The 22,457-nt window shown below is 36.8% G+C and carries 18 protein-coding genes and 1 pseudogene; 8 read left to right on the plus strand and 11 right to left on the minus strand.

Annotation, left to right across the window (positions count from 1 at the left end; translation table 11 throughout):
• Positions 1-69 precede the first annotated feature (69 nt).
• Positions 70-1,629 (plus strand): FG-GAP repeat domain-containing protein, encoded by a 1,560-nt coding sequence (locus GQS55_RS00925; RefSeq protein WP_159817083.1) that lies wholly within the window; start codon positions 70-72, stop codon positions 1,627-1,629.
• Positions 1,630-1,716: 87 nt separating this feature from the next.
• Here GQS55_RS00925 and GQS55_RS00930 read toward each other — a convergent pair whose 3' ends face one another.
• Positions 1,717-3,012, minus strand: a complete 1,296-nt coding sequence (locus tag GQS55_RS00930) for a sensor histidine kinase (protein ID WP_159817085.1) — start codon at positions 3,010-3,012, stop codon at positions 1,717-1,719.
• 349 nt (positions 3,013-3,361) lie between these two features.
• On the opposite strand from GQS55_RS00930, the gene GQS55_RS00935 reads away from it, so the two are divergent.
• Complete coding sequence (locus tag GQS55_RS00935) at positions 3,362-3,976, plus strand: hypothetical protein (protein WP_159817087.1); 615 nt, start codon at positions 3,362-3,364, stop codon at positions 3,974-3,976.
• 68 nt (positions 3,977-4,044) lie between these two features.
• Here the strand turns inward: GQS55_RS00935 and ilvA are convergent, their stop codons facing one another.
• The 5 genes from ilvA to ilvG all read right to left on the minus strand — a co-directional run bounded on the left by ilvA (position 4,045) and on the right by ilvG (position 10,762).
• Positions 4,045-5,598 (minus strand): threonine ammonia-lyase, biosynthetic, encoded by a 1,554-nt coding sequence (gene ilvA / locus GQS55_RS00940; protein ID WP_159817089.1) that lies wholly within the window; start codon positions 5,596-5,598, stop codon positions 4,045-4,047.
• An 88-nt stretch (positions 5,599-5,686) separates the two neighbouring features.
• Positions 5,687-7,549 carry a dihydroxy-acid dehydratase gene (gene ilvD, locus GQS55_RS00945; RefSeq protein ID WP_159817091.1) on the minus strand — a complete coding sequence of 621 codons (1,863 nt, stop codon included), beginning with the start codon at positions 7,547-7,549 and terminating at the stop codon, positions 5,687-5,689.
• Between the two features lie 248 nt (positions 7,550-7,797).
• Positions 7,798-8,724, minus strand: coding sequence for a branched-chain amino acid transaminase (locus tag GQS55_RS00950; RefSeq protein WP_159817093.1), 927 nt, complete (start codon positions 8,722-8,724; stop codon positions 7,798-7,800).
• Between the two features lie 114 nt (positions 8,725-8,838).
• Complete coding sequence (ilvM, locus tag GQS55_RS00955) at positions 8,839-9,096, minus strand: acetolactate synthase 2 small subunit (protein ID WP_159817095.1); 258 nt, start codon at positions 9,094-9,096, stop codon at positions 8,839-8,841.
• Between the two features lies 1 nt (position 9,097).
• Positions 9,098-10,762, minus strand: coding sequence for an acetolactate synthase 2 catalytic subunit (ilvG, locus tag GQS55_RS00960; protein WP_159817097.1), 1,665 nt, complete (start codon positions 10,760-10,762; stop codon positions 9,098-9,100).
• A gap of 493 nt (positions 10,763-11,255) precedes the next feature.
• Here ilvG and GQS55_RS00965 point away from each other — a divergent pair, with 493 nt between their 5' ends.
• On the plus strand, positions 11,256-12,779 hold the full coding sequence (locus GQS55_RS00965; protein ID WP_159817099.1) for a YifB family Mg chelatase-like AAA ATPase: 1,524 nt from the start codon (positions 11,256-11,258) through the stop codon (positions 12,777-12,779).
• Between the two features lie 86 nt (positions 12,780-12,865).
• On the opposite strand, the gene ilvY is transcribed toward GQS55_RS00965, so the two are convergent.
• Entirely contained in the window at positions 12,866-13,759 is an 894-nt protein-coding gene (ilvY, locus tag GQS55_RS00970) for an HTH-type transcriptional activator IlvY (protein WP_159817101.1), read from the minus strand.
• A gap of 189 nt (positions 13,760-13,948) precedes the next feature.
• Here ilvY and ilvC point away from each other — a divergent pair, with 189 nt between their 5' ends.
• The 5 genes from ilvC to GQS55_RS00995 all read left to right on the plus strand — a co-directional run bounded on the left by ilvC (position 13,949) and on the right by GQS55_RS00995 (position 18,429).
• On the plus strand, positions 13,949-15,430 hold the full coding sequence (ilvC, locus tag GQS55_RS00975) for a ketol-acid reductoisomerase (RefSeq protein ID WP_159817103.1): 1,482 nt from the start codon (positions 13,949-13,951) through the stop codon (positions 15,428-15,430).
• Between the two features lie 154 nt (positions 15,431-15,584).
• Positions 15,585-15,902, plus strand: a complete 318-nt coding sequence (gene ppnP, locus GQS55_RS00980; RefSeq protein WP_159817105.1) for a pyrimidine/purine nucleoside phosphorylase — start codon at positions 15,585-15,587, stop codon at positions 15,900-15,902.
• A 12-nt stretch (positions 15,903-15,914) separates the two neighbouring features.
• Positions 15,915-16,676 (plus strand): sulfite exporter TauE/SafE family protein, encoded by a 762-nt coding sequence (locus GQS55_RS00985; protein ID WP_159817107.1) that lies wholly within the window; start codon positions 15,915-15,917, stop codon positions 16,674-16,676.
• Positions 16,677-16,933: 257 nt separating this feature from the next.
• The gene (locus GQS55_RS00990) at positions 16,934-17,908 is read left to right on the plus strand and encodes an SPFH domain-containing protein (protein ID WP_159817109.1); all 975 of its coding nucleotides are present in this window, start codon (positions 16,934-16,936) and stop codon (positions 17,906-17,908) included.
• Positions 17,909-17,970: 62 nt separating this feature from the next.
• The gene (locus tag GQS55_RS00995; RefSeq protein WP_159817111.1) at positions 17,971-18,429 is read left to right on the plus strand and encodes an NfeD family protein; all 459 of its coding nucleotides are present in this window, start codon (positions 17,971-17,973) and stop codon (positions 18,427-18,429) included.
• Positions 18,430-18,535: 106 nt separating this feature from the next.
• Here the strand turns inward: GQS55_RS00995 and GQS55_RS01000 are convergent.
• From GQS55_RS01000 to yegD, 4 genes and pseudogenes are all read right to left on the minus strand, one after another.
• Positions 18,536-18,804 (minus strand): annotated as a pseudogene (locus GQS55_RS01000) (type II toxin-antitoxin system RelE/ParE family toxin).
• 69 nt (positions 18,805-18,873) lie between these two features.
• Entirely contained in the window at positions 18,874-19,344 is a 471-nt protein-coding gene (locus GQS55_RS01005) for a hypothetical protein (protein ID WP_159817113.1), read from the minus strand.
• A gap of 503 nt (positions 19,345-19,847) precedes the next feature.
• The gene (locus tag GQS55_RS01010; protein ID WP_159817115.1) at positions 19,848-20,555 is read right to left on the minus strand and encodes a hypothetical protein; all 708 of its coding nucleotides are present in this window, start codon (positions 20,553-20,555) and stop codon (positions 19,848-19,850) included.
• 506 nt (positions 20,556-21,061) lie between these two features.
• The gene (gene yegD / locus GQS55_RS01015) at positions 21,062-22,417 is read right to left on the minus strand and encodes a molecular chaperone (protein ID WP_159817117.1); all 1,356 of its coding nucleotides are present in this window, start codon (positions 22,415-22,417) and stop codon (positions 21,062-21,064) included.
• Positions 22,418-22,457 lie beyond the last annotated feature (40 nt).

The following is a 22,457-nucleotide window of genomic DNA, read 5'->3' on the forward strand; positions in this document are numbered from 1 at the left end:
TACAAACTCAGGAAACAACTATGATGAATAGGCGAATAACGTGAAGGTAATATTTTTAAAAGGAAAGTTATGCACAATCGATTTTTAGTAGGCTTTATATTTTTTTATCTTTTTATAGTTGTTCCCACTACCTTTGCAAATTCAACAAAGTCTGCCAGTACGAAGTTAGATTTTAAAAAATATAGCATTACAGCACCATTTAAGGTCAGTTTACCCATTATTCCATTAGATTTAGTGAATGGAGAATCCTCGTCTGATGAATTAGTCCTTATTGGGGTCGATAAACTGAATCAAACTTGGCTGGCAGTTTATATTTTTAATGATAAGTCTGATGAATTTATCCTGTTAGATAAACTAGTTATTTCAGACGAGTATTTTGCTTTTGATGTCAGTGAAGATAGAAAAGGGCTCTACTTTTTAGCGAAAGATAAGGTAGTTGTACTTACCTATAATAGCGAGCTCAAAGCAGACTCTAATTTGAAATCTGGCTTGTACTTTGAACACAAACAAGAAATTAGCTCTATTTTCTTATTACCTAACTCAAAATTCATTTCTAAGAAAGATTTTATTCAAGATGTTAATAAAGATGGCTATGATGATATCGTTTTACCTGACTTTGGGAAAACAAATTTGTGGTTATTTTCAGAAGATGACGTCGTTCCTGTGTATCAACATTTGGCTATTAAGACACAAATAGAATTAGAAAGAGGTGGGGTGAAATTTACGCCAACAACTTTATTTTTTGCGGATTTTAATCTTGATAATCGTCAAGATGTTGCTTGGATTTCTAAAGGATATATTAATTATTTTAGCCAGAATAATGATGGTAAATTCTCTATAACCGCAGATAAAATTGCTTTAGCCGATACTATCTATGGTGTAAATTGGTGGCATATTAAAGAAGCTGATGGTGAAAACCTCGATCAAAGTAATTTAGTTCATCGTGCTGTTGAGGAAATTAAAGATATAAATGGTGATGGTTTATCTGATGTTGTTGTTCGTTTTACTCAAAGCTCAGGAGTATTAGACAGAACCAATGATTATGAATTTTATTTGGGCTATATAAATCAAGAAAATCAATTAGCATATCCTACAATACCCAATACTGTTATTAAGGCTGAAGGTACATTAACCGATTTGAAAATAATTGATGTTAATAAAGATGAAAAATTTGAAGTGTTAGTTTCTTCATTTGAGCTAAGTGTTAGTAATATTATTGGTGCTTTACTGTCTGGAGGCATAGATCAAAATGTTTTACTATTTGCTTTAGATGATGAAAATCGTTATGAAGAAGACGCACTAATTAGTAAAGAAGTTGAATTAAATTTTAGCTTAACGTCTGGACAGAGTGGTCAACCTATTGTGCGGTTAAGTGATGTAAACGGTGATGGTTTACAAGATTTAGTGTTATCTTCTGGGGAAGACAGATTCGCTATTTTTTTAGGCGATCAAAGTTCAAAATTGTTCGAGCGTAAAAGTAAAAAGTTTAAAGCTGTATTACCTGAAAATGGTGAATTATTTGAACAGTATGATATTAATCATGATGGTAAAGAAGATTTTATTATACGCTATGGACGTTTAGATGATGAAAGTCTGGCTAATAAAGTTACTATACTTATGGTGAAGTAATCTAAGTATAAGAATAAGTACAGCGGTTAGAAATCAGCTATTGAGTAGACTAGCTGTGATTTTTTGTTTCAGTAAAGCTTAATGATTTCATTTGCTTTTTTTAAATCGATAAGTGAAGCCCGCACCTGTATTAATATTATTATCAATTAAAATCTCACCCTTTAATGTTTGAGTAATTAGGTTATAAATTATCGACATTCCTAAGCCGACACCTCCTTCTTGTCGCGCTGTTGTAAAAAAAGGATCAAAGATATGCTTTTTTACTTCGTCAGATAAGCCAATACCATTATCTTGATAATTTACCTCAATGGTGTCATTTTCTTTATTAATATCAATAATAATATGATTGTTTTCTTTATTGTTAAAACCATGGCGAACACTGTTGGTAATTAAGTTAGTTAAGATTTGAGCATGTATACCTGGGTAGGTCGCTATATTAATTTCATCGTCACCCGTTATAGTTAATGTTACTTTTTTGGTTCTTAATATAGAATTTAATGTGCTGATTAATTTGTTGTAATAATGCTTTATATTAATTGTATCGATCTCTAAATGGTGCTGGTCAACTGCCGTTTGTTTAAAGTTCTCAATTAACCTTTTCGCCCGAAATAAATTGTCTTCTTGCATGCTTAAAGCGCTATTAACTGATTCACAGTAATCATTCATATCTTTGATACTTAGGGAATGTTTAGCCACTTTTTCTGATAATTTCTTATGTTTTTCAGCAATAATACTATGTGTGGTGATGGCAATGCCTAACGGGGTATTTACTTCATGAGAAATGCCAGCAACTAAACCACCTAAGGCGGCCATTTTATCTGATTCTACTAATTGTTTTTGTGCGCTTTTAAGCTTATCAACTGTGTTAGATAGCTCTAATGTACGAGATAATATAGTACCTTCTAATTCATCTTCGTAATTTTTTCGTTCTAATTCGGCAGCAATTCGTCCTGAAAACACCTTGAAAAGGGTGAGAACATCTTGTTTCTCTTCTAATGGTTTTTCGTATAAGGAAACAATAATACCAATTGTTCTCTGCTTAGAATTATATAAAGGAGAGCCGATATAGGCTTCTATCTTCATATCTTTTAACAGTTGATCTTGTGGAAATAGTTCACAAACGCCACCCTGATAATAACAAATGGAGTTATCTGCTACATCTGCACAAGGAGTGTTTTTTAACGCATATTCAAAGTTATCTGCTATTTCTCCTTTTGCGACTAACGCAATTGTTCTTGAAGTTGATTTTTCAGTGTCAAGTACAGCAATAAAGGTATAGTCAGCGTTTATTACGTTATGTAAAGCGAGTGTCATTGAATTGAAAAAATCATCACCGTAAGTATTGGATACTGCTTCAATAACGGTACGAATTCTGCTTTCCATAATCTACCTTGGTGATTTTTATTATTATTATTATGGCACAGGATTTTTTTTTGTGCGAATAGGGAAATATTGAATAAGAGTTAGGTGAAAAATTAGCTGAAATTGATACATATTTGGTTTGTTTTTGTAAAGGATATGCGGCCTTGTTATTTTAATGTGAAATAGCTCAATATAAGTGGCGAAACAGCTTTTTTACGCTATTCTATAGCTATAATTTCTTTGTATGTTAAATGATGAAAATTTTAATTAATTTAGTGCATTCAGCTATTATAGTTTTATTATTCTGTTTAAGTTTTACACTGAGTGCTAAACCTAATAGCCAGCCAAAATCTGTGGGATAAGTATCCCTTTGTCTGACAATATAAGTCATCGTTATGAGAAATACCTTTTATTTGCGTATAACCATTTAGGTTATAAAGTTATTTTCGATCAAATACTAATTGGCAGGGCTATAGAGTTAGTCGATGAGGGAAAATTGGATGGCATGATGATTGCCGAAAAAGAAATCGAGCAGACTTTTTTTAATTTATTACGTGTTCCTGTTGTCTTAGCAAAAGGTGCGCTAGTACTTTACTGTAACAAAAAAGTCGTTTGTGAAAAGTCAGCATTTAATGATGTAAACAATATTATTGGGGTAACTTCAGGTAAGTCTATTTCGGCTAATTTTATGGAAACAGTGCAGGCGTCGAGCTATGCAATTAAAAGTGATGAAGACCTAGGCTCTATGTTGATAAAAGGCCGGTTACATTATGTGTTACTTATTGATGAAGTGCAGTTGGGTAATCTCGGTAATTTTGATGAAAGCCAATTTAATACGGCTGTTGTCTACCGCTCTGAAGGCTTTCATTATGTTAACAAGAAACACGAAGATCTGTTACCCGGATTAGTTCAAGGACTTCAGTTGGCAATTGAAAAATATGGGCCTTTAGTTAATCCTAATAAATCATCGCTTATAAAACTTTAAGTATTACCTTTAATTTTATAAACGATTGATATTTTAAATCAATCGTTTATTTTTTATTGGTATAGTAATTAGTTGAGAAATACTTGATAAGCCAGATTTTCTGTCGCTTCTTCAAATTGGTAACCTAAAGCATTCAAGTGCTCAAAGAAGTCATTTTCTTTGTCTGTATCCACATCAAAACCTGCAAGCACCTGCCCAAATGCAGCACCATGGTTGCGATAATGAAATAATGTAATATTCCAATGTTCACCCATGGCATCTAAGAACTTTTCTAATGCACCAGGATGTTCTGGAAACTCAAAACTAAAGATTCGCTCGTTATCATTATCAGCACTACTTTTACCGCCTATCATATAGCGAACATGTAACTTTGCTAATTCATTATCGGTAAAGTCGTTCACTTGATAATTTTCACTTGCCAATTCACCAAGGAGTTGTTGTCGCTCTGTTTCGTTACCGCCTAATCGAACACCCACAAAAACATTCGCATCTTTTTGACCGTTATAGCGGTAATTAAACTCGGTAATTGCTCTATTACCTAGCGTTTGACAAAAACGTTTAAAGCTACCTTTTTCTTCTGGGATAGTAACCGCAAGTACCGCTTCTTTATTTTCACCAAGTTCGCAACGTTCTGAAACATAACGTAAAGTGTGAAAATTCATATTGGCACCGGATAATATGGCCGCCAAGGATTCTTCGCCTTTACTTGTAGCACAGTATTTTTGTAAACCGGCTAAAGAAAGTGCACCAGCGGGCTCGGCAATGACGCGCGTTTGCTCAAAAATATCTTTTATTGAGGCACAAATTTCATCAGTATTAACGGTGATAACACCATCACAGTAGCGTTTAATCAAATTAAAAGTATTTTCACCAATACGTTTAACGGCAACACCATCAGCAAATAAACCTACTTGATCAAGATCTACAGGTGTTCCCGCGCTAAGTGCGGCTTTTAAACAGGCTGAATCTTCGGCTTCAACACCAATGATTTTAGTATTTGGACTCAGTTGTTTTAAATATACCGACATCCCAGCAAGTAAACCGCCACCACCGACAGGTATAAAAACTACGTCTGCATGAGGTAATTGTTGTAATAATTCTTTAGCAACAGTACCTTGACCGGCAATAACGTCGACATCGTCAAAAGGATGAATAATTGTTTTGTTTTCGGCTTTAGCATATTCGACAGAAGCGATTTGTGCTTCGTTAAAGCTATTACCGACTAAACGAACTTCACCACCAAAACGTCTAACATTATCAACTTTAATATCAGGTGTTGTTTTAGGCATAACAATTGTTGCTTTGATACCTAATTTATTTGCTGCTAGGGCTAAGCCTTGAGCATGGTTTCCTGCTGATGCGGCAATAACGCCATGAATACATTGTTCTTCGCTTAAACCAGACAGCTTATTATAAGCGCCGCGTAGCTTGAAAGAATGTACAGGCTGTTGGTCTTCACGTTTTAAGTATATTTGATTATTTAAACGTGCAGATAACTTTGTTAACGGAGTTAACTCTGTTTCTACCGCAACATCGTAAATAGGGGCAAGTAAGATACGTCTTAAATAATCTAGTTGTTCGGCATGCTCTGATAATAGCGCTTGGCTTTGTTTTTCGGTCATTGGATCTATACTTCACTTGCTGAGTTAAGTAAAAAACGCCATAACTAAATATAAGACGTTCTTTACTGTAGTACTTAAAAATTAATCGTTATTTATCTTCTAAACCATCTAAAAGTGCACGGTTACGTACCGCACCTTTATCAGCACTAGTTGCTAACATGGCATAATTTTTCAGGGCGTAGCTGATAGGACGAATACGATCAACAGGCTTCCAAGCGTCTTTACCTTTCGCTTCCATCGCAGCACGACGAGAGTTAAGCTCTTCTTCAGGAACTTGTAAGGTGATTTCACGCGTAGGAATATCAATGTGAATAATGTCGCCTTGCTCAACTAATGCGATAGTACCGCCATCGGCTGCTTCAGGAGACACATGACCGATAGATAAACCTGACGTTCCACCTGAGAAACGGCCATCAGTTAACAATGCACAGGCTTTACCTAAACCCATCGATTTTAAGTAAGTGGTTGGGTAAAGCATTTCCTGCATACCTGGACCGCCTTTAGGGCCTTCGTAGCGAATAACTACAACTTCACCTGCAACAACTTTCTTATCAAGAATTGCAGCTACTGCAGCATCTTGGCTTTCGAAAATGTGTGCAGGACCAGTAAATATTAAATTATCATCACTTACGCCTGCTGTTTTCACTACACAACCGTCTATAGCAATGTTTCCTGAAAGTACGGCTAAGCCGCCTTCTAAAGAAAATGCATTTTCAATACTACGAATACAGCCATTTTCTCTGTCGTCATCTAATGTATCCCAACGACAATCTTGGCTAAAGGCTTTAGTGGTACGAATACCAGCAGGGCCTGCACGATAGAATTTTTTAACATCTTCATCATCAGTAACTTTAATATCGTATTTAGCAATAACATCAGCAAGCGTTGTACCGAAAATATTTGGTACATCAGTATTTAATAAACCAGCACGAGCCAATTCACCTAAAATACCAATTACACCACCAGCGCGATGCACATCTTCCATATGATATTCTGGTGTAGAAGGTGCTACTTTACATAATTGAGGTACGATGCGAGATAGTTTATCCATGTCTTCCATGGTGTAATCTATTTCAGCTTCTTGTGCTGTCGCTAATAAATGTAAGATGGTATTTGTTGATCCACCCATGGCAATATCTAAGCACATAGCATTGTGTAAAGCTTCTTTGCTTGCAATATTACGAGGAAGGGCAGATTCATCGTTATCTTGATAATAACGCTTAGTTAACTCAACAATCTGTTTACCAGCATCTAAGAATAATTGCTCTCTATCAGCATGTGTTGCTAACATTGAGCCATTACCCGGTAAAGCTAAACCTAGTGCTTCTGCTAAACAGTTCATTGAATTTGCGGTAAACATACCAGAACATGAACCACAAGTAGGACAAGCAGAACGTTCAACTTTATCAGAATCTTCATCAGATACCGTTGGATCAGCGCCTTTGATCATCGCATCAACTAAATCAAGTTTGATGATTTGGTCAGAAAGTTTAGTTTTACCTGCTTCCATCGGACCACCTGAAACAAAAATTACAGGGATATTTATACGCATTGCTGCCATTAACATACCCGGAGTAATTTTGTCACAGTTTGAAATACAGACCATGGCATCAGCACAATGTGCGTTAACCATGTATTCAACTGAATCAGCAATAAGATCACGTGATGGTAAGCTGTAAAGCATGCCGCTGTGGCCCATAGCAATGCCATCATCAACAGCAATAGTGTTAAATTCTTTCGCAACACCACCGGCTTCTTCAATTGCGCCAGCAACTAACTGTCCCATGTCTTTTAAGTGAACATGACCAGGTACGAATTGCGTAAATGAGTTAACAACAGCAATAATCGGCTTGCCGAAATCACCATCAGTCATTCCAGTTGCACGCCAAAGCGCACGAGCACCGGCCATATTACGGCCTTGAGTTGAAGTTGCAGATCTTAATTTAGGCATGATGTTATGTTCCGTTTGAAAATAGTGAAGTAAATCTTATTTTGAAAACATATTAAAAGAATAGTGTCAGATAATAGGTTTTTAAAATCGAACTTTTGTACATTACTAACTTTTATTTTTTATATGTGACGGTGCAACTTACAGTCAGTGAATACTGTTGCGGCAAAGGAAATATAGCGCTTATGCTATAAGTGAATCTTCCTATACCGCTACAGCGTAAAATAACAATGAATAATCTTGTTATTAAACTATTTTACTGGGGCTAACCAAGTATCAGGTACTTCAGTTGAACCGTCAAAAATACCAAAGAAGGCTTCTTGAATCGCTTTAGTAATAGGACCACGTAAACCATTACCCACCGGTAAACCGTCTATCGATTTTACTGGTACAACTTCAGTGGCAGTACCACACATAAAGAATTCGTCAGCAAGGTATAATCCTTCACGAGCAATTGACTCTTCGCGAACTTCATAGCCTAATTGTTTGGCTAAATAGAATACCGCATCACGTGTTAAACCTTGTAAAATAGAAGCTGTTCCCGGCGGTGTGTAAATAATATTATTACGGATTAAAAATAAATTTTGTCCAGCACCTTCACTCACCATATTATTTATATCTAAGGCAATACCTTCAGCGTAGCCGTGGCGGGCTGCTTCTGTAGAGATAAGTTGTGAAGAAAGATAATTACCACCGGCTTTGGCGGCCGTAGGCATTGTGTTTGGTGCTAATCTATTCCAGCTAGAAACACCTACTTCAACGCCATTTTCTACAGCATCAGCACCTAAATATGCTTCCCAACTAAATGCTGCAATCATAAGATCGGCTTTTGCATCAATAGGCGGACGAAGACCCATACCAATATCACCCAAAAATGCTAATGGACGAAGGTAGGCCGATTTTAGGTTGTTTTTCGCAACAGCATCTTTACATGCTTGTATCACTTCCTCTTGTGTATAAGGAATATTCATACGATAAATTTTTGCTGAATCAAACAAGCGCTTGATATGCTCTTCTAAGCGGAAAATACATGTACCTTTATGTGTTTCATAAGCACGAATGCCTTCAAAAACCGAAGAGCCGTAATGTAAAGCGTGACTCATTACATGTACGGTGGCATTTTTCCACGGCATAAGCTCACCGTTGAACCAAATTAAATCTGCATTTACTTTTGCCATTATTTTTTCCTATGTTTTCTGTCGTTTTATTTATATTGAAATAAAACGACCTAAATAATAATTAAATTTTTTGTAAGGTAGTGCTTGGCTAACAATAAGTTAAACGCTACAACGTTAAGTGTTAGATAGCTGCGACGCGTTATTGTCTACCTTGACACTCTTGATGTCGACCAGTTTATTAATTTGATCAATTAACAACGTAATAGGGCGATCACTACTCACTAATAATTCAATAGTAGCAATATTATTCGTATTATTAACGCTGGCAGTAATGCCGTCGATTAAAAACCCTCGATAACGAGTAACTTGTAAAATTCGTTCAAGTACAACCTGCTTATCGTCGGTCATGATGATTAGTGTATAATTGTTCATGTTAAGTGCTCTCCATCATTTCGTTGTTAGCACTGTTTGGTGGTACTAAAGGCCATACGTTATCTTTGGCATCAATTTTTACTTGTAAAAAATAAGGACCGTCGTGATCTAGCATTTCTTTTATTGCAGCAGTCACTTCACTTTTTTGCGTGATTTGCTTGGCTTTTATGTCAAAAGCACGAGCTAACATACAAAAATCAGGGTTATCAGCTAAATCAGTTTCACTTAGTCGACCTTCAAAGAATAGGTCTTGCCATTGGCGCACCATACCTAGCTTCGCATTATCGATTAGTAAAACTTTTACTGGGATTTGATAACGCTTAATTGTCGCTAATTCTTGTACATTCATCATGATAGAACCATCCCCAGATACTGTGATAACTGTATCATGAGGACGACTGATTTGTGCACCAATGGCAGCAGGCAAACCAAAGCCCATGGTGCCCATGCTGCCACTAGTTAAGAAGTTACTTGGTTCATCAAAAACCATGTGCTGAGCAGCCCACATTTGATGCTGGCCAACATCTGTTGTAACACAGGTGTTTTTAGGCATTAAATCACTTACTTCTTTTAATACTGCGGGAGCAAAAATACTGTCACCTGGGTGATCGTAACGCCATACACAATCAGCTTTCATTTTTTGAGCTTTTGCTTGCCACTCTTCAATGTTTAGCGTCATAGTTAATAAAGGTAGGTTTTCTTTTAAGTCACCTAGAATAGGGGCGTCAGCCTCTCTACGTTTATTAATTTCAGCAGTATCTATGTCAAAATGAATCACTTTAGCATCAGGTGCAAATTGATCCAGCTTACCCGTTACCCTATCATCAAAACGTGCACCTACAGCAATCAATAAATCACAGTCGTGAACCGCTAAATTAGCTGCTTTCGTACCGTGCATACCTAGCATACCTAAATAGTTTTCATCAGTTGCATCAAGTGCGCCTAAACCTTTTAAGGTTGATACTGAAGGGATGCCTGTTTCACGTGCAAAGTTTCTTACTTCTTCAATGGCGTTTGCCATACCTACGCCGCCGCCAACATATAAAATAGGCTGTTTAGCATGAGTAAGTAAATCGAGTGCTTTACTGACATCAGCAAGTGGTAATTTTACTTTATTTTTAAGTGGTGCTGCCAATTTGAAATTTTGCACTACTGCGGCCATTTGTACGTCTTTAGGAATATCTACAAGTACCGGACCTTGTCTGCCTTCTAGAGCAATTTCAAAGGCTTGATGTAAAACTTTTTCTAAATCATCTACATGGGTAACTTGGAAAGAATGTTTAGTACAAGCGAGTGATAAACCGAAAATATCAGTTTCTTGGAAAGCATCACTACCCATCGCAGCGGTAGGTACTTGACCTGTAATAGCAATCAATGGAATTGAATCTGCAAGCGCATCAGCAAGGCCAGTAATTAGGTTTGTTGCACCTGGTCCAGACGTTGCCATACAAACACCAATTTTACCGGAAGCTCGGGCATAACCAACAGCTGAAAATGCAGCGCCTTGTTCATGTCTACAAAGAAAATGCTGAACATTGCTATCATACAATGCGTCATAAATAGGCATAATAGCGCCGCCCGGATACCCAAAAACATGATTAACGCCATGCTGTTCAAGTACATTAAATAGTAATCCGCCGCCAGTTAACGGTTTGCTGTCAGTCATGATAATTCCAAAGTTGTTTAGTGTTTTAAATTTTTCCCCAAAAACACAAAACCCTCGGTTCTTTCGAAGCGAGGGTTTATGTTTCTGTATTGCTTTTCTTTAGCTCAACGAAAACCCCCGAGATGATTTTACCACCACGACGAGCACGTTTATAATAATGAATAAAAAGTTAAAGTGTTGCATTATTGTCTAGTTTACTTTTCTTTAAGTGAAATATAAAGGATCATTTAGCTAAAAAGTGATGATTTATATTCTTATAGTGAATTTTTATTCACAGTTTTTATCTTCTATTTAAATTAGTACCATAGCTCTAATGTTTGGAGCAAGCTTTTTCTCCCAGTTTTTAGCTCTATCGAAAGAAGTAAAAGTTATATGGAAATTTTGATTTAACATCTTAAGCAACAATATGAGACAAAAACTTTGTGACTAAAAATTAGAATAACAAAGGATACTTTCCTACACTAAACAAGAGGAATCACTAAATGGAATTAATATGTCACTTGCCTGTGTTTATAGTCGTGCTCGTGTTGGTTTAGAATCACCGCTTGTTACCGTTGAAGTTCATCTTGCGAATGGTTTACCTGCTTTTCATATTGTAGGTTTGCCTGAAGCTTCCGTTAAAGAATCAAAAGACCGTGTTCGTAGCGCCATTATTAATTGTGGTTATGAATTTCCTGCAAAAAGAATAACCATTAATCTTGCTCCTGCAGATTTGCCAAAAGAAGGGGGGCGTTTTGATCTACCCATTGCCGTTGGAATATTAGCTGCTTCTGAGCAAATCCCTCAAGTTGACTTAGCACAATATGAATTTGCAGGTGAATTAGCTTTGTCAGGTGAGCTAAGAGCCATTATCGGTGAAATTCCTATGGCGATGGCTTGTTGTCAAAGCAAAAGAACCTTAATTGTTCCAAGGCAGAATAGTGAACAAGCGAGCTGGGTGAAAGAAGCCAAAATTCATGCTGTCGATCATTTAAGTCAACTGTACGCTCACTTTTCAAGACAAATGATATTACCTTTTGTGGAAGAAAAGGAACTCGAACAGTTTACGGATATTAATGAACTAGATATTAGTGACGTTATTGGGCAGCCTCTTGCTAAACGTGCACTAGAGATCGCCGCAAGCGGTAATCACAATTTGCTTTTTATTGGACCACCCGGCACAGGGAAAACTATGTTAGCGAGTAGACTGGCAGGTATTTTACCTCGCATGACTGAGCAAGAAGCGTTAGAAGTAGCGGCTATTCAATCAATAACGAATCAAAGGATTAATGCAAAATCATGGTTAACTCGGCCATTTCGTGCGCCTCACCATACTGCTTCATCGGCAGCTTTAGTGGGTGGTGGTGGTCAGCCTCAACCAGGAGAGATCTCGTTAGCACACAATGGCGTTTTGTTTCTTGATGAGCTCCCAGAATTTGAACGTAAGGTACTTGATGTACTTCGTGAACCGATGGAATCCGGAGAAGTGACTATATCTAGAGCGATGCACAAACAAAGTTTTCCTGCCAGATTCCAGCTTATTGCGGCCATGAACCCAAGCCCAACTGGCTTTTACAATGATAATCGTAGCACTCCCGAACAAGTTTTGCGTTATTTGAATCGTTTGTCTGGACCTTTTTTAGATCGAATTGATATTCAAATAGAAGTTGCGCGTTTACCTCGAGGCACCTGGGCCGGAGATACTGATATGAATGAAACCAATGACATTGTTCAGGCGCGTGTGCAGGCTTGTAGAATGAAACAATTAGCACGGCAGAACAAGGCCAACGCGCATTTAGGCACCAGTGAGTTAAAAAGTTATTGTCACTTATCCGTTGAAAATAATGAATTTCTTGAATTAGCAGTCGAAAAGTTGGGACTTTCTACTAGGGCTCATCATAAGATTTTAAAAATAGCTCGAACCTTGGCAGATATGGCCGATGAGAATGATATTACACATGCACATATTACTGAAGCCTTGTCATATCGAGCTATGGATCGTTTATTACGTCATTTAACTAGTTCGGTATCGTTATGATAACAGGATAGCAATATTTTTCGTTATTCCGTTGGTGACTTAATATAGAATCTCATGAGTTGTGTACTTAGAGTTTGACAAGCCTTTTAACTAATTGACGCAAAGAAAGCTTTAATTAACGGTTGTGATTTCGATTGATTTAAACAACACACGCCGATATCGAATGGTTCTATTTCACCAACATCTGCTAAATATTGAACGCGATCCTTTACTGGACTGTTCTCGACCACTACTTGCGGTACTAAGCCAACGCCACAGCCAAGCGCGACCATACTCACTAAGGCTTCATGACCAGAAACTGTCGCGTAAATATTAGCTTTACCTTGTTGCTTTTTTCTATACCAATATTCAAAACGTTTACGGGCGGTGCCGTGCTCTGGCAGTATAATTGGTACTTCTGACCAAGGTATTGTTTTGTTTTTTTGTTGATCAATCTGTAATAGTTGTAACACCCTACACTGCATTGTTGGTGCAATAACAGCTAACGGAATGGTGGCAAGGTGATGAAAGTAAACACTTCTGGGTAAATGTTCTGGGTAAGCAGCAATGGCAAAGTCGACTGATTTATTTTGTACGAACTCCAAGCCGTCGGCAGCATCGCCGGTTGTTAACATAATTTCAACTAACGGATGCTGGCTTCTGAAACGTTCAAGCAAGGGAGGTAAGTGACTGTAAGCCGCGGTAACCGAGCAGTAAATATGTAACTTTCCGGTTAGTAGCTCTTTTTTTTCATCTAAAGAGTTTTTGAAAAACTGCCATTGTTCCAATTGCTGTTCAGCATAAAGTTTAAATTTTCTACCTGCATCAGTTAACTCGACACTACGATTATCTCTATGGAGTAAATCGCTGTTAACTTCTTGCTCTAGGCGCTGAATCACTCTACTCAAGGTTGAAGGACTGACATGAAATGCCAGTGCTGTTTTACCAAAATGTAATGTTTGGCTCAAATGCACGAACATCGATAATGTTTTTTGTTCCATCATTTTCCCTTAAATAATTAATAACCTTGGCGACCATAAAATACATTGTTGCATAATATGAAACGTATGGATGCAAATATATCATTTTATGCAATGATGTATTTGCGTTATGCTCTATTCAACTTAAAACTATCGCTTAGCAACCTAACGATAGTTGACCATTATTTAGAAATACGAATAGGAAGAATCATGAGCAATTATTTTAATACATTAAGCCTACGTGAAAAACTTGGCCAATTAGGCAAATGTCGTTTTATGAAACGTGAAGAGTTTAGCGATGGCTGTAACTTTATTAAAGATTGGAACATTGTAATCGTTGGTTGTGGTGCTCAAGGTTTAAACCAAGGTTTGAACATGCGTGATTCTGGTTTAAATATTTCTTATGCTTTACGTGATGCAGCAATTGCTACAAAACGTCAATCTTGGCAGTGGGCTACTGAAAATGGTTTTACAGTTGGTACTTATGAAGAATTAATTCCTCAAGCTGATTTAGTATTAAACCTTACGCCTGATAAGCAACATACTGCAGCAGTTACAGCAGTAATGCCTCATATGAAGCAAGGTTCAACGTTAGCTTATTCACATGGCTTCAATATTGTTGAAGAAGGAATGCAAATTCGTTCTGACATTACCGTTGTAATGGTTGCGCCTAAATGTCCTGGTACTGAAGTACGTGAAGAATACAAACGTGGTTTTGGTGTTCCAACACTTATTGCTGTTCATCCAGAAAATGATCCACAAGGTAACGGTTTAGCTATTGCTAAAGCTTATGCAAGTGCTACTGGTGGTGATAGAGCGGGTGTTCTAGAGTCTTCATTTATTGCTGAAGTTAAGTCTGACTTAATGGGTGAGCAAACTATTCTATGTGGTATGTTGCAAACGGCAGCTGTATTAGGCCATAAGCAATTACTTGAGCAAGGTGTTGACGCAGCTTACGCACGTAAATTACTACAGTATGGTTTAGAAACTACCACTGAAGGCTTGAAGCACGGCGGCATCACTAACATGATGGATCGTTTATCAAACCCAGCTAAAATTAAAGCGTTTGATATGTCTGAAGAATTAAAAGTTATCTTACGTCCATTATTTGAAAAACACATGGATGACATCATTGAAGGTCGTTTCTCAGAAACTATGATGGCTGATTGGGCTAATGATGATGTGAACTTATTAACATGGCGCGCAGAAACTGCTGAAACGTCTTTTGAATTAGCACCTGATTGCGATACAGAAATTACTGAACAAGAATATTACGACAAAGGTATCTTTGTTGTAGCAATGATTAAAGCCGGCGTAGAGCTAGCATTTGAAGCAATGGTTGCTGCTGGTATTATTGATGAATCTGCGTATTATGAGTCTTTACATGAAACACCATTAATCGCTAACTGTATTGCACGTAACAAATTATACGAAATGAATGTAGTAATTTCTGATACTGCAGAGTACGGTAACTACTTATTTACTCATGCGGCAGTACCTTTATTAGCTGACTTTACTAGCAACTTAACATTAGAAGAGTTAGGTGGTGGTATTACTGATACATCAAATGGCGTTGATAACGTACGCTTAATTGAAGTGAATGAAGCTATTCGCAGCCATGGTGTTGAAGTGATTGGCAAAAAGCTTCGTGGTTACATGACTGATATGAAGATAATTGCTAGTGCTAAATAAACCTTGCGATTAGTTCTTATCTCTAATTATTAGTGATAAGTAAAAAACGGCATTTGGGCTTATTACTTGAATTCAAGAGTTAGTTCAGTGCCGTTTTTTATTTATAGCCTTTTCATTTTATTTAACAATTAACAAATTTAATAAGGAAGACATTATGTCTGATTTTAAAGAAGTAAGTATTAACAGAGCAGCAAACGTCTATTTCGACGGTAAAGTTGTAAGCCGCACTATCACTTTTAAAGATGATAGTTTTAAAACATTAGGTGTTATGCAAGCGGGTGATTACCGTTTTGATACTAAAGAAGCCGAGTTAATGGAAATTACTGCCGGTGATTGTGAAATTTTACTTGAAGGCGCTACTCAGTGGCAAACAATCAAAGGTGGTGAATCATTTAACGTTGATGCTAATAGCTATTTTGACATAAAAGCAAAAACGATCATTGATTACTGCTGTACTTATATCAGCGAGTAAGTATGAGTCATTATGTTTAATAGCATCGAATTATATCAAGCCATCGTTCTTATTGTCATTGGATTAATGGCTGGTGTTATTAATACACTCGCTGGTGGAGGTTCCAATTTATCTTTACCAGCGTTAATGATGACAGGTTTACCGGCCGATGTTGCGAATGCAACCAATAGAGTTGCTGTATTAATGCAATCTATAACCGCTTCTCGCGGTTTTTATCAACATGATAAAATTGACTCAGCGTCAATTAAAGACAGTTTCCTTCCTTTATTTATCGGCGGCTTAGTTGGCGCAATAACAGCCTCTTACCTTAATGTCGAATTACTGAAGCCTTTATTACTTGGCACCATGATTGTTGTTTCTTTGTGGGTGGTTTTTAAAAGTGACACTAAGATTGAAGGTAATGATAAGCGAAAAAGTTGTTATGACAGTAAATTTGCACTGTTAACTACTTTTGCCGCTGGTTTTTATGGTGGCTTTATACAAGCAGGGGTTGGCTTCGTATTAATTGCTACTTTTGTTGGTGTATTAAACTATGATTTATTACGCGCTAACGCCATGAAGGTTGTTGCTACCGTTATATTTACTAGCATAGCATTGCTCGTTTTTATAGTTCGAGATCAAATTGCTTGGCTCCCTGGTATATTATTAGCTGTAGGCAGTATTGTTGGTGCACAAATCGGAGTTAAATTTGCGATTGAAGTTAAAGCGAAAACATTGAAGATTATGGTTTTAGTGATGACTGTTTTTGCCAGTATAGCAGCATTCATACAATAATATTTGAAGATTTTAACCATAACATGAGCGTTAGATCTACATCATAGGTTAATTATATAGCCTCTATCTACTCTTTTTAACCCCCTTCTTTCAGTAGTTACGCTTAAGTGACTGCTGTTATGAATATTCAAAACTGTCAAAAAAGCTGACAGTGATTCCGCTTGATGTTCTAATGGGGGTTCTGATTTATTTCATTTCAATTTGAATGCTATTAATACTATTGTTGGTAGCGTAAATAATAAAAGGACTACATTTACATGCCTATACTTGAAGAACTACTCACTAATCCTATCATTTGGCTTACCATTGTTATTTTATACACACTGAAAAAAGGGATTTATTTTGTTCCGCAAAACCGTGGTTATGTTATTTACACACTAGGGAAATACAATAAAACGCTTTCAGCGGGATTAAACTTTATTGTTCCTTTCGTACAATCAGTGGCCGCTGATCGTAATTTGAAAGAACAATCATTAGAAATTATTTCACAAGCAGCGATCACGAAAGATAATATCACCTTAGAAATTGATGGTATTTTATTTTTAAAAGTAATAGATGCTGCCGCCGCAACGAACAACATAACTGATTATAAATTATCAGTTACACAACTAGCGATGACAACAATGCGTAATGCTATCGGTTCGATGGAATTAGATGAGTGTTTTCAAAATCGCGATATGATTAATGCACAAATCTTAAATGCGATGACTGAAGCGACAGCACCCTGGGGTGTTATGGTGACTCGTTACGAAATCAAAGATATTATGCCACCACAAACAATCCGTGAAGATATGGAAAAACAAATGACAGCTGAACGTGAAAAACGTTCTGTTATTTTAACTGCCGAAGGGGTGAAAACTGCAGCAATAACTGAAGCAGAAGGGCATAAACAAGCGAGAGTATTAGATGCAGAAGCCGCTAAAGCTGAGCAAGTATTAGCAGCAGAAGCTTCGAAAGAGTCACAAGTTCTTATGGCAACAGGTAAAGCGGAAGCCATTCGTTTAGTTGCAGAAGCTGATGCTAGTGCATTAGAAGTGGTTGGTAGTGCAGCTAATACAGATCAAGGTAAGGCCGCAGTAACTTTAACCTTAGCCCAAGACGCTATCTCTGCCCATCAAGCCATTGCGAGTGAAAGTACAGTAGTACTGACCGACGGTAAAACAGGTGATAATATTGCGAATACGGTTGCACAAGCTATTGCTGTTTCAAGTAGTTTGAAGTTAACGAGTTAGTTATATATTTTAGCCTAACATTGAAAATATTAGGCTTACTCTTTCTATATTAAAGAGGCATTATGGAATATTTTTTAGAAAACCCCGACCACTTATGGTATTTAATTGCGGGTATAAGCTTTGTTATTGAGCTGAGTATTATGGGGCTGAGTGGTCCGTTATTATTTTTCGCTATAGCAAGTTTACTCACTGGTATTCTAGTTAGCATAGGGGTTATTAATGGCTGGCAAAGTGAAGTTTTTAGTGTTGGTTTATTAACAGCATTAATTGCTTTTATTCTGTGGAAGCCATTAAATAGATTTCAAAATACAAAAAGCAAGACCGATAACTCTAGTGATATGATTGGTTTGAAGGTACCTGCAAGTAGTGAAATAAATACTAGTGGCGGTACTATTCGATATTCAGGTATCAACTGGCCGGCACGTTTAGCTGATGAAGCAGATGTTGAATTCATTAGCGAGAAAAGCTTTTGTCAAATTGTTGCTATTACCGGTAATACTATGTTGGTTAAGGCGATATGATTTATCAATAAAGCTTGATATTAACGCTAATAAAAACGACGCATAAGCGTCGTTTTTTTATGTCTAGAATAAAAAATAAAAGGAAATAAAGAGGGCCGAGGCGAATTTAACTCTTTAGAATAAACCTACGCAGATCTCGTTCTTGACGCATGACATGTAAACTTTGTTGCCATCAACTTTATAGAAAATACGACAAGGGTTAACATGAACTTCACGGTAATTTAAGTTAATTAACTCCAGTGGCCTTTTATCTGATGCGAGATGATTTTCTAATCTGGATATAGTATCAAATATTTTTTGAGTCAACATTTTAGCCGCAGGAATATTACTTAAGGTGATATATTCCGCGATACTATTTAAATCATCGAGCGACAGTCCTTGTTAGTTTTAAGCCGGTCCAATACCCGAATAAGGTGTCGGCTTCGCGACACCTATTCTTATTTGTTATATTTTTACTTCGCTAATTTGAATAGGTGTTTTTCCAATAATTTGGCTAGTATTCTTACCTGTTCGTTGATGAATTGCTACAAAATATTCAAGTGGATACTTGATATTAGATAGCTGCTTTTTAGAAGGGGAAAATGTTTTATCTAGTATAGTAGGCCAAGTAATTGATATTTCTCCTTTGTCTTTATTTAACTTACAAGGTGATTGCTTACCTGCTGAAATGGAAGTTGTAGTTCCATCCAAAGCTGAAAACTGTACCGTACACTCGTATAAATCAGCTCCATCGGTATATTCAGATATTTGATAATCAAAAGATAATTTAAGTTTATGTCGCCTTTGCTTTAAATTATAAATTTCATCAACTACAAGGTTTGATATAGATGCTTCTCCCACCTTGAAGTCCGAGTAATTAGTTGATGTGCAACCGGCTAAAGCTAAAAAAGTAATTGAAGTTACAAGTTTTTTCATTTCATTTTCCTTAATGATTAAGTTACGCCTAACGATGTGATAAAAAATAAAAATTTAGTATTTATGCGATGGGGATTTGCTTTTTATAACGTTAGTTACATCAAGCCGATTTAATGGAGTTGCCGATCATTTTTAAACTATCCCAGAATCACTCAGTGTTTACTATTCACTCATTACACCTAATTTTCACATAATAAGCAAACATTGTCACAAGCTAAATAATTTGAGCGATTGTCCCACTTAATTTCATAGATTTAACGGCCCGTAAAATACGAATTTTGAAATATAGGAGGCTGTATTGGTGAAAAAAGAGTTGGTAACTTACTCATATAATTCCTTTGATTTAATCGGGGATATTACAATACTTAATCAGTGTATCTAATGACTCACTTCCATATGATTTAACAACAATATATAAAAGTAATAGTGTTATCAATACCTATTTTTTAACAAGAGTCAAAGCATAATTTGAGTGACTAATTTGAGTGACTGTCCCACTTAATTTACTTAATTCTTTTTCTCGATACTGCCATTTTAGAATTAATTTCATTGGAATCACAGGATTGCGCGATATCCTCAATATTGCCAACTTCTAGCTCAAATGCCTCGTCCCCCTGTGTATCGGTATCTATATATATCCTATATTCACTTTGATGAGAATATTCATCTCTTTTTCTAAACACGACATCTTGTTCACTAAAATGACCATGGAACTCGTCAGGATTATAATATTCAACTAATTTTGCACCACCGCCATTACCGGTGTTTTCCATGGCTGATGTAACACGGCGTAGAAACTCTTTTGGGTTATGAATGACAACCCCAAATTTACCTAATTTCAAACACTCGGAATCTAACGCTAATTGTTCGAGTAGAGCAGTAGATGCACTTTCATTGATATCTTCAATACTCCCTATATGACCAGCATATAGACAGTAAACGTTGTATCTTTTATGAAAATTCATTTGAACCATTATTGGTTCAACAAAATCTTCTCCTTTGATCTCAATATCATTTATTTTCATCAATATTTTGTTTGGTTGAAGCCAGGCTAGAGCACCTTCATGCCGATCACCCCGATTCGCCGTGGCATCTTCTTCTACTTTCTGAAAATAAGAAAGGCGATTCATATACAGTTTTCCACTTAAAAAATCGTCTCTATACCTTTCGTTTTCAAAAATTTTTACGAACATAATAATTTCATTACGCATTCTTATTAACCCCTTATATAACAGTATTTTATGTACGCATTTCAGTAATATTCCTTACATAACTTTTATTTAATTAGTATTAATATCCCATAATTATAGGGTGTTAGGAAATATATATTCTTAACTATTGTGATCACTTGGAGATTACTGAGAAGTCTCGGTAATATGACTGTCTGTTTTGTTGGATAAGATTAATGTGGAATTGATTAGCAAGAATAGTCTTCGTCAAACCATTCCTAACAAAAACGACGCATAAGCGTCGTTTTTTATTGGGAGAATATTTTACTATATATACCCGTAATCAATGAAGATGCAGGTTTTATGTTGGGCTAAAAAGTCAGTTACTGCGTTGTGCTCAATCCCAATAGCAAGCTATTGGTCAATCACACGCCTTGTCTCTAACATTTTATCCTTACCCTAAATTCCAGCACTTTCAATGGTCACGGATATAAGCCGTTGTAGCGTAGGCGAATAACCTATGCACTTATACCAATTTCATTATTTGGTTACTTAAAAACCTTATCCGCCCAACGGGCTAATCCTGACGTTACACTGCCAAAATGGTCACCGACAATAATAGGAATATTGGGCATTTGTTCTTGGATAAATTGACTTAATACAGGTGATTTTGCTGTGCCACCGGTCACAAAAATGACTTCAGGTTGACACTGTGCTTGGTCAACGGCTGACTTCATTAACTCACCAATACTTTCTAATGTGCGATTATTTGCTAAGCGTAAAGTTTCTTTAGTGACTTCAGCATTGAGTCCATCAGTAATATCGTTTAAATTAATCGTTTGTGTATCTTGCTCAGACAAGGCAATTTTAGCTTGCTCAGCCGCATTAACTAACTGATAACTTAGCTTATGATCGTGCACTGTAATTAAGCGTTCAACGATGGCAGTTTCTTTTGCATCACGAGACAACTGAACTAATTCACGTCGGTTTTGCGCACTATAAAAAGCGGTTTGTTCGTTAATATTATTAATGGCTAAGGCTTGGTAAAAACTACTCGTTGGCATAGGCTTGCCTGTTTTTAATAAGCTATTCATGCCCAAGCTCGGCATAATACCTTGCAGTGCTAATTGAATGTCAAAGTCATTACCGGCCACACGTACACCACTATGAGCAAGTAAGTGCTTGGTACGGTCATCATTATTACTTAGTTCTGGTCCCATTAATAACATCGAGCAATCACTAGTTCCGCCACCAATATCTACCACTAATACGCGTGTTTCTTTGGTTAAACTCGCTTCAAATTCAAAGCCTGCAGCAACAGGTTCAAATTGAAATTCGACCTCTTTGAAGCCAATACGTTTAGCCGCATTTGTGAGCACATTAATTGCTTGTCTATTGCTTTCTTCACCATGTAAACCTTGGAAGTTAATAGGGCGACCAATGACAGTTTTTGTTATTTCACGACCCAGCGTTGCTTCCGTTAGGCTCTTAACATTACTCATCATAGCCGCGACAATATCTTCAAATAACTGTATTTGTAATGGTGCAAGACCACTGGCACCAAGGAAAGATTTTGGTGACTTTATGTAATAACCTTCTTCGGGATCTTCTAAATATTTTTCAAGTGCCGATTTACCAAAAACTAAATCTGTGTCTATGCCATCAAAAGCTAACTCTCGAAGTGCTCTTTGGCTTTTCTGTAGCTGAACTTGACGCTCTTTTTGAAAGTTACTTTGTTGCTCACCTTTTAATTGCTGATTTAACCAATGAGTGATGATGTCACGATCGGGAGCGTATAAATTGGATGCTATTGTATTCTTATTTAGTAGAGGAACTATTTGGGGTTGACCATTATCCATAACAGCAACACTACAATTAGATGTGCCGTAATCAAAACCTATCATTTACTACCTACTTAATCTCTACCAAAAACGGCCGCATAGC

Origin of the sequence: Colwellia sp. 20A7 (assembly GCF_009832865.1) — a bacterium.
Lineage (GTDB): Bacteria > Pseudomonadota > Gammaproteobacteria > Enterobacterales > Alteromonadaceae > Colwellia.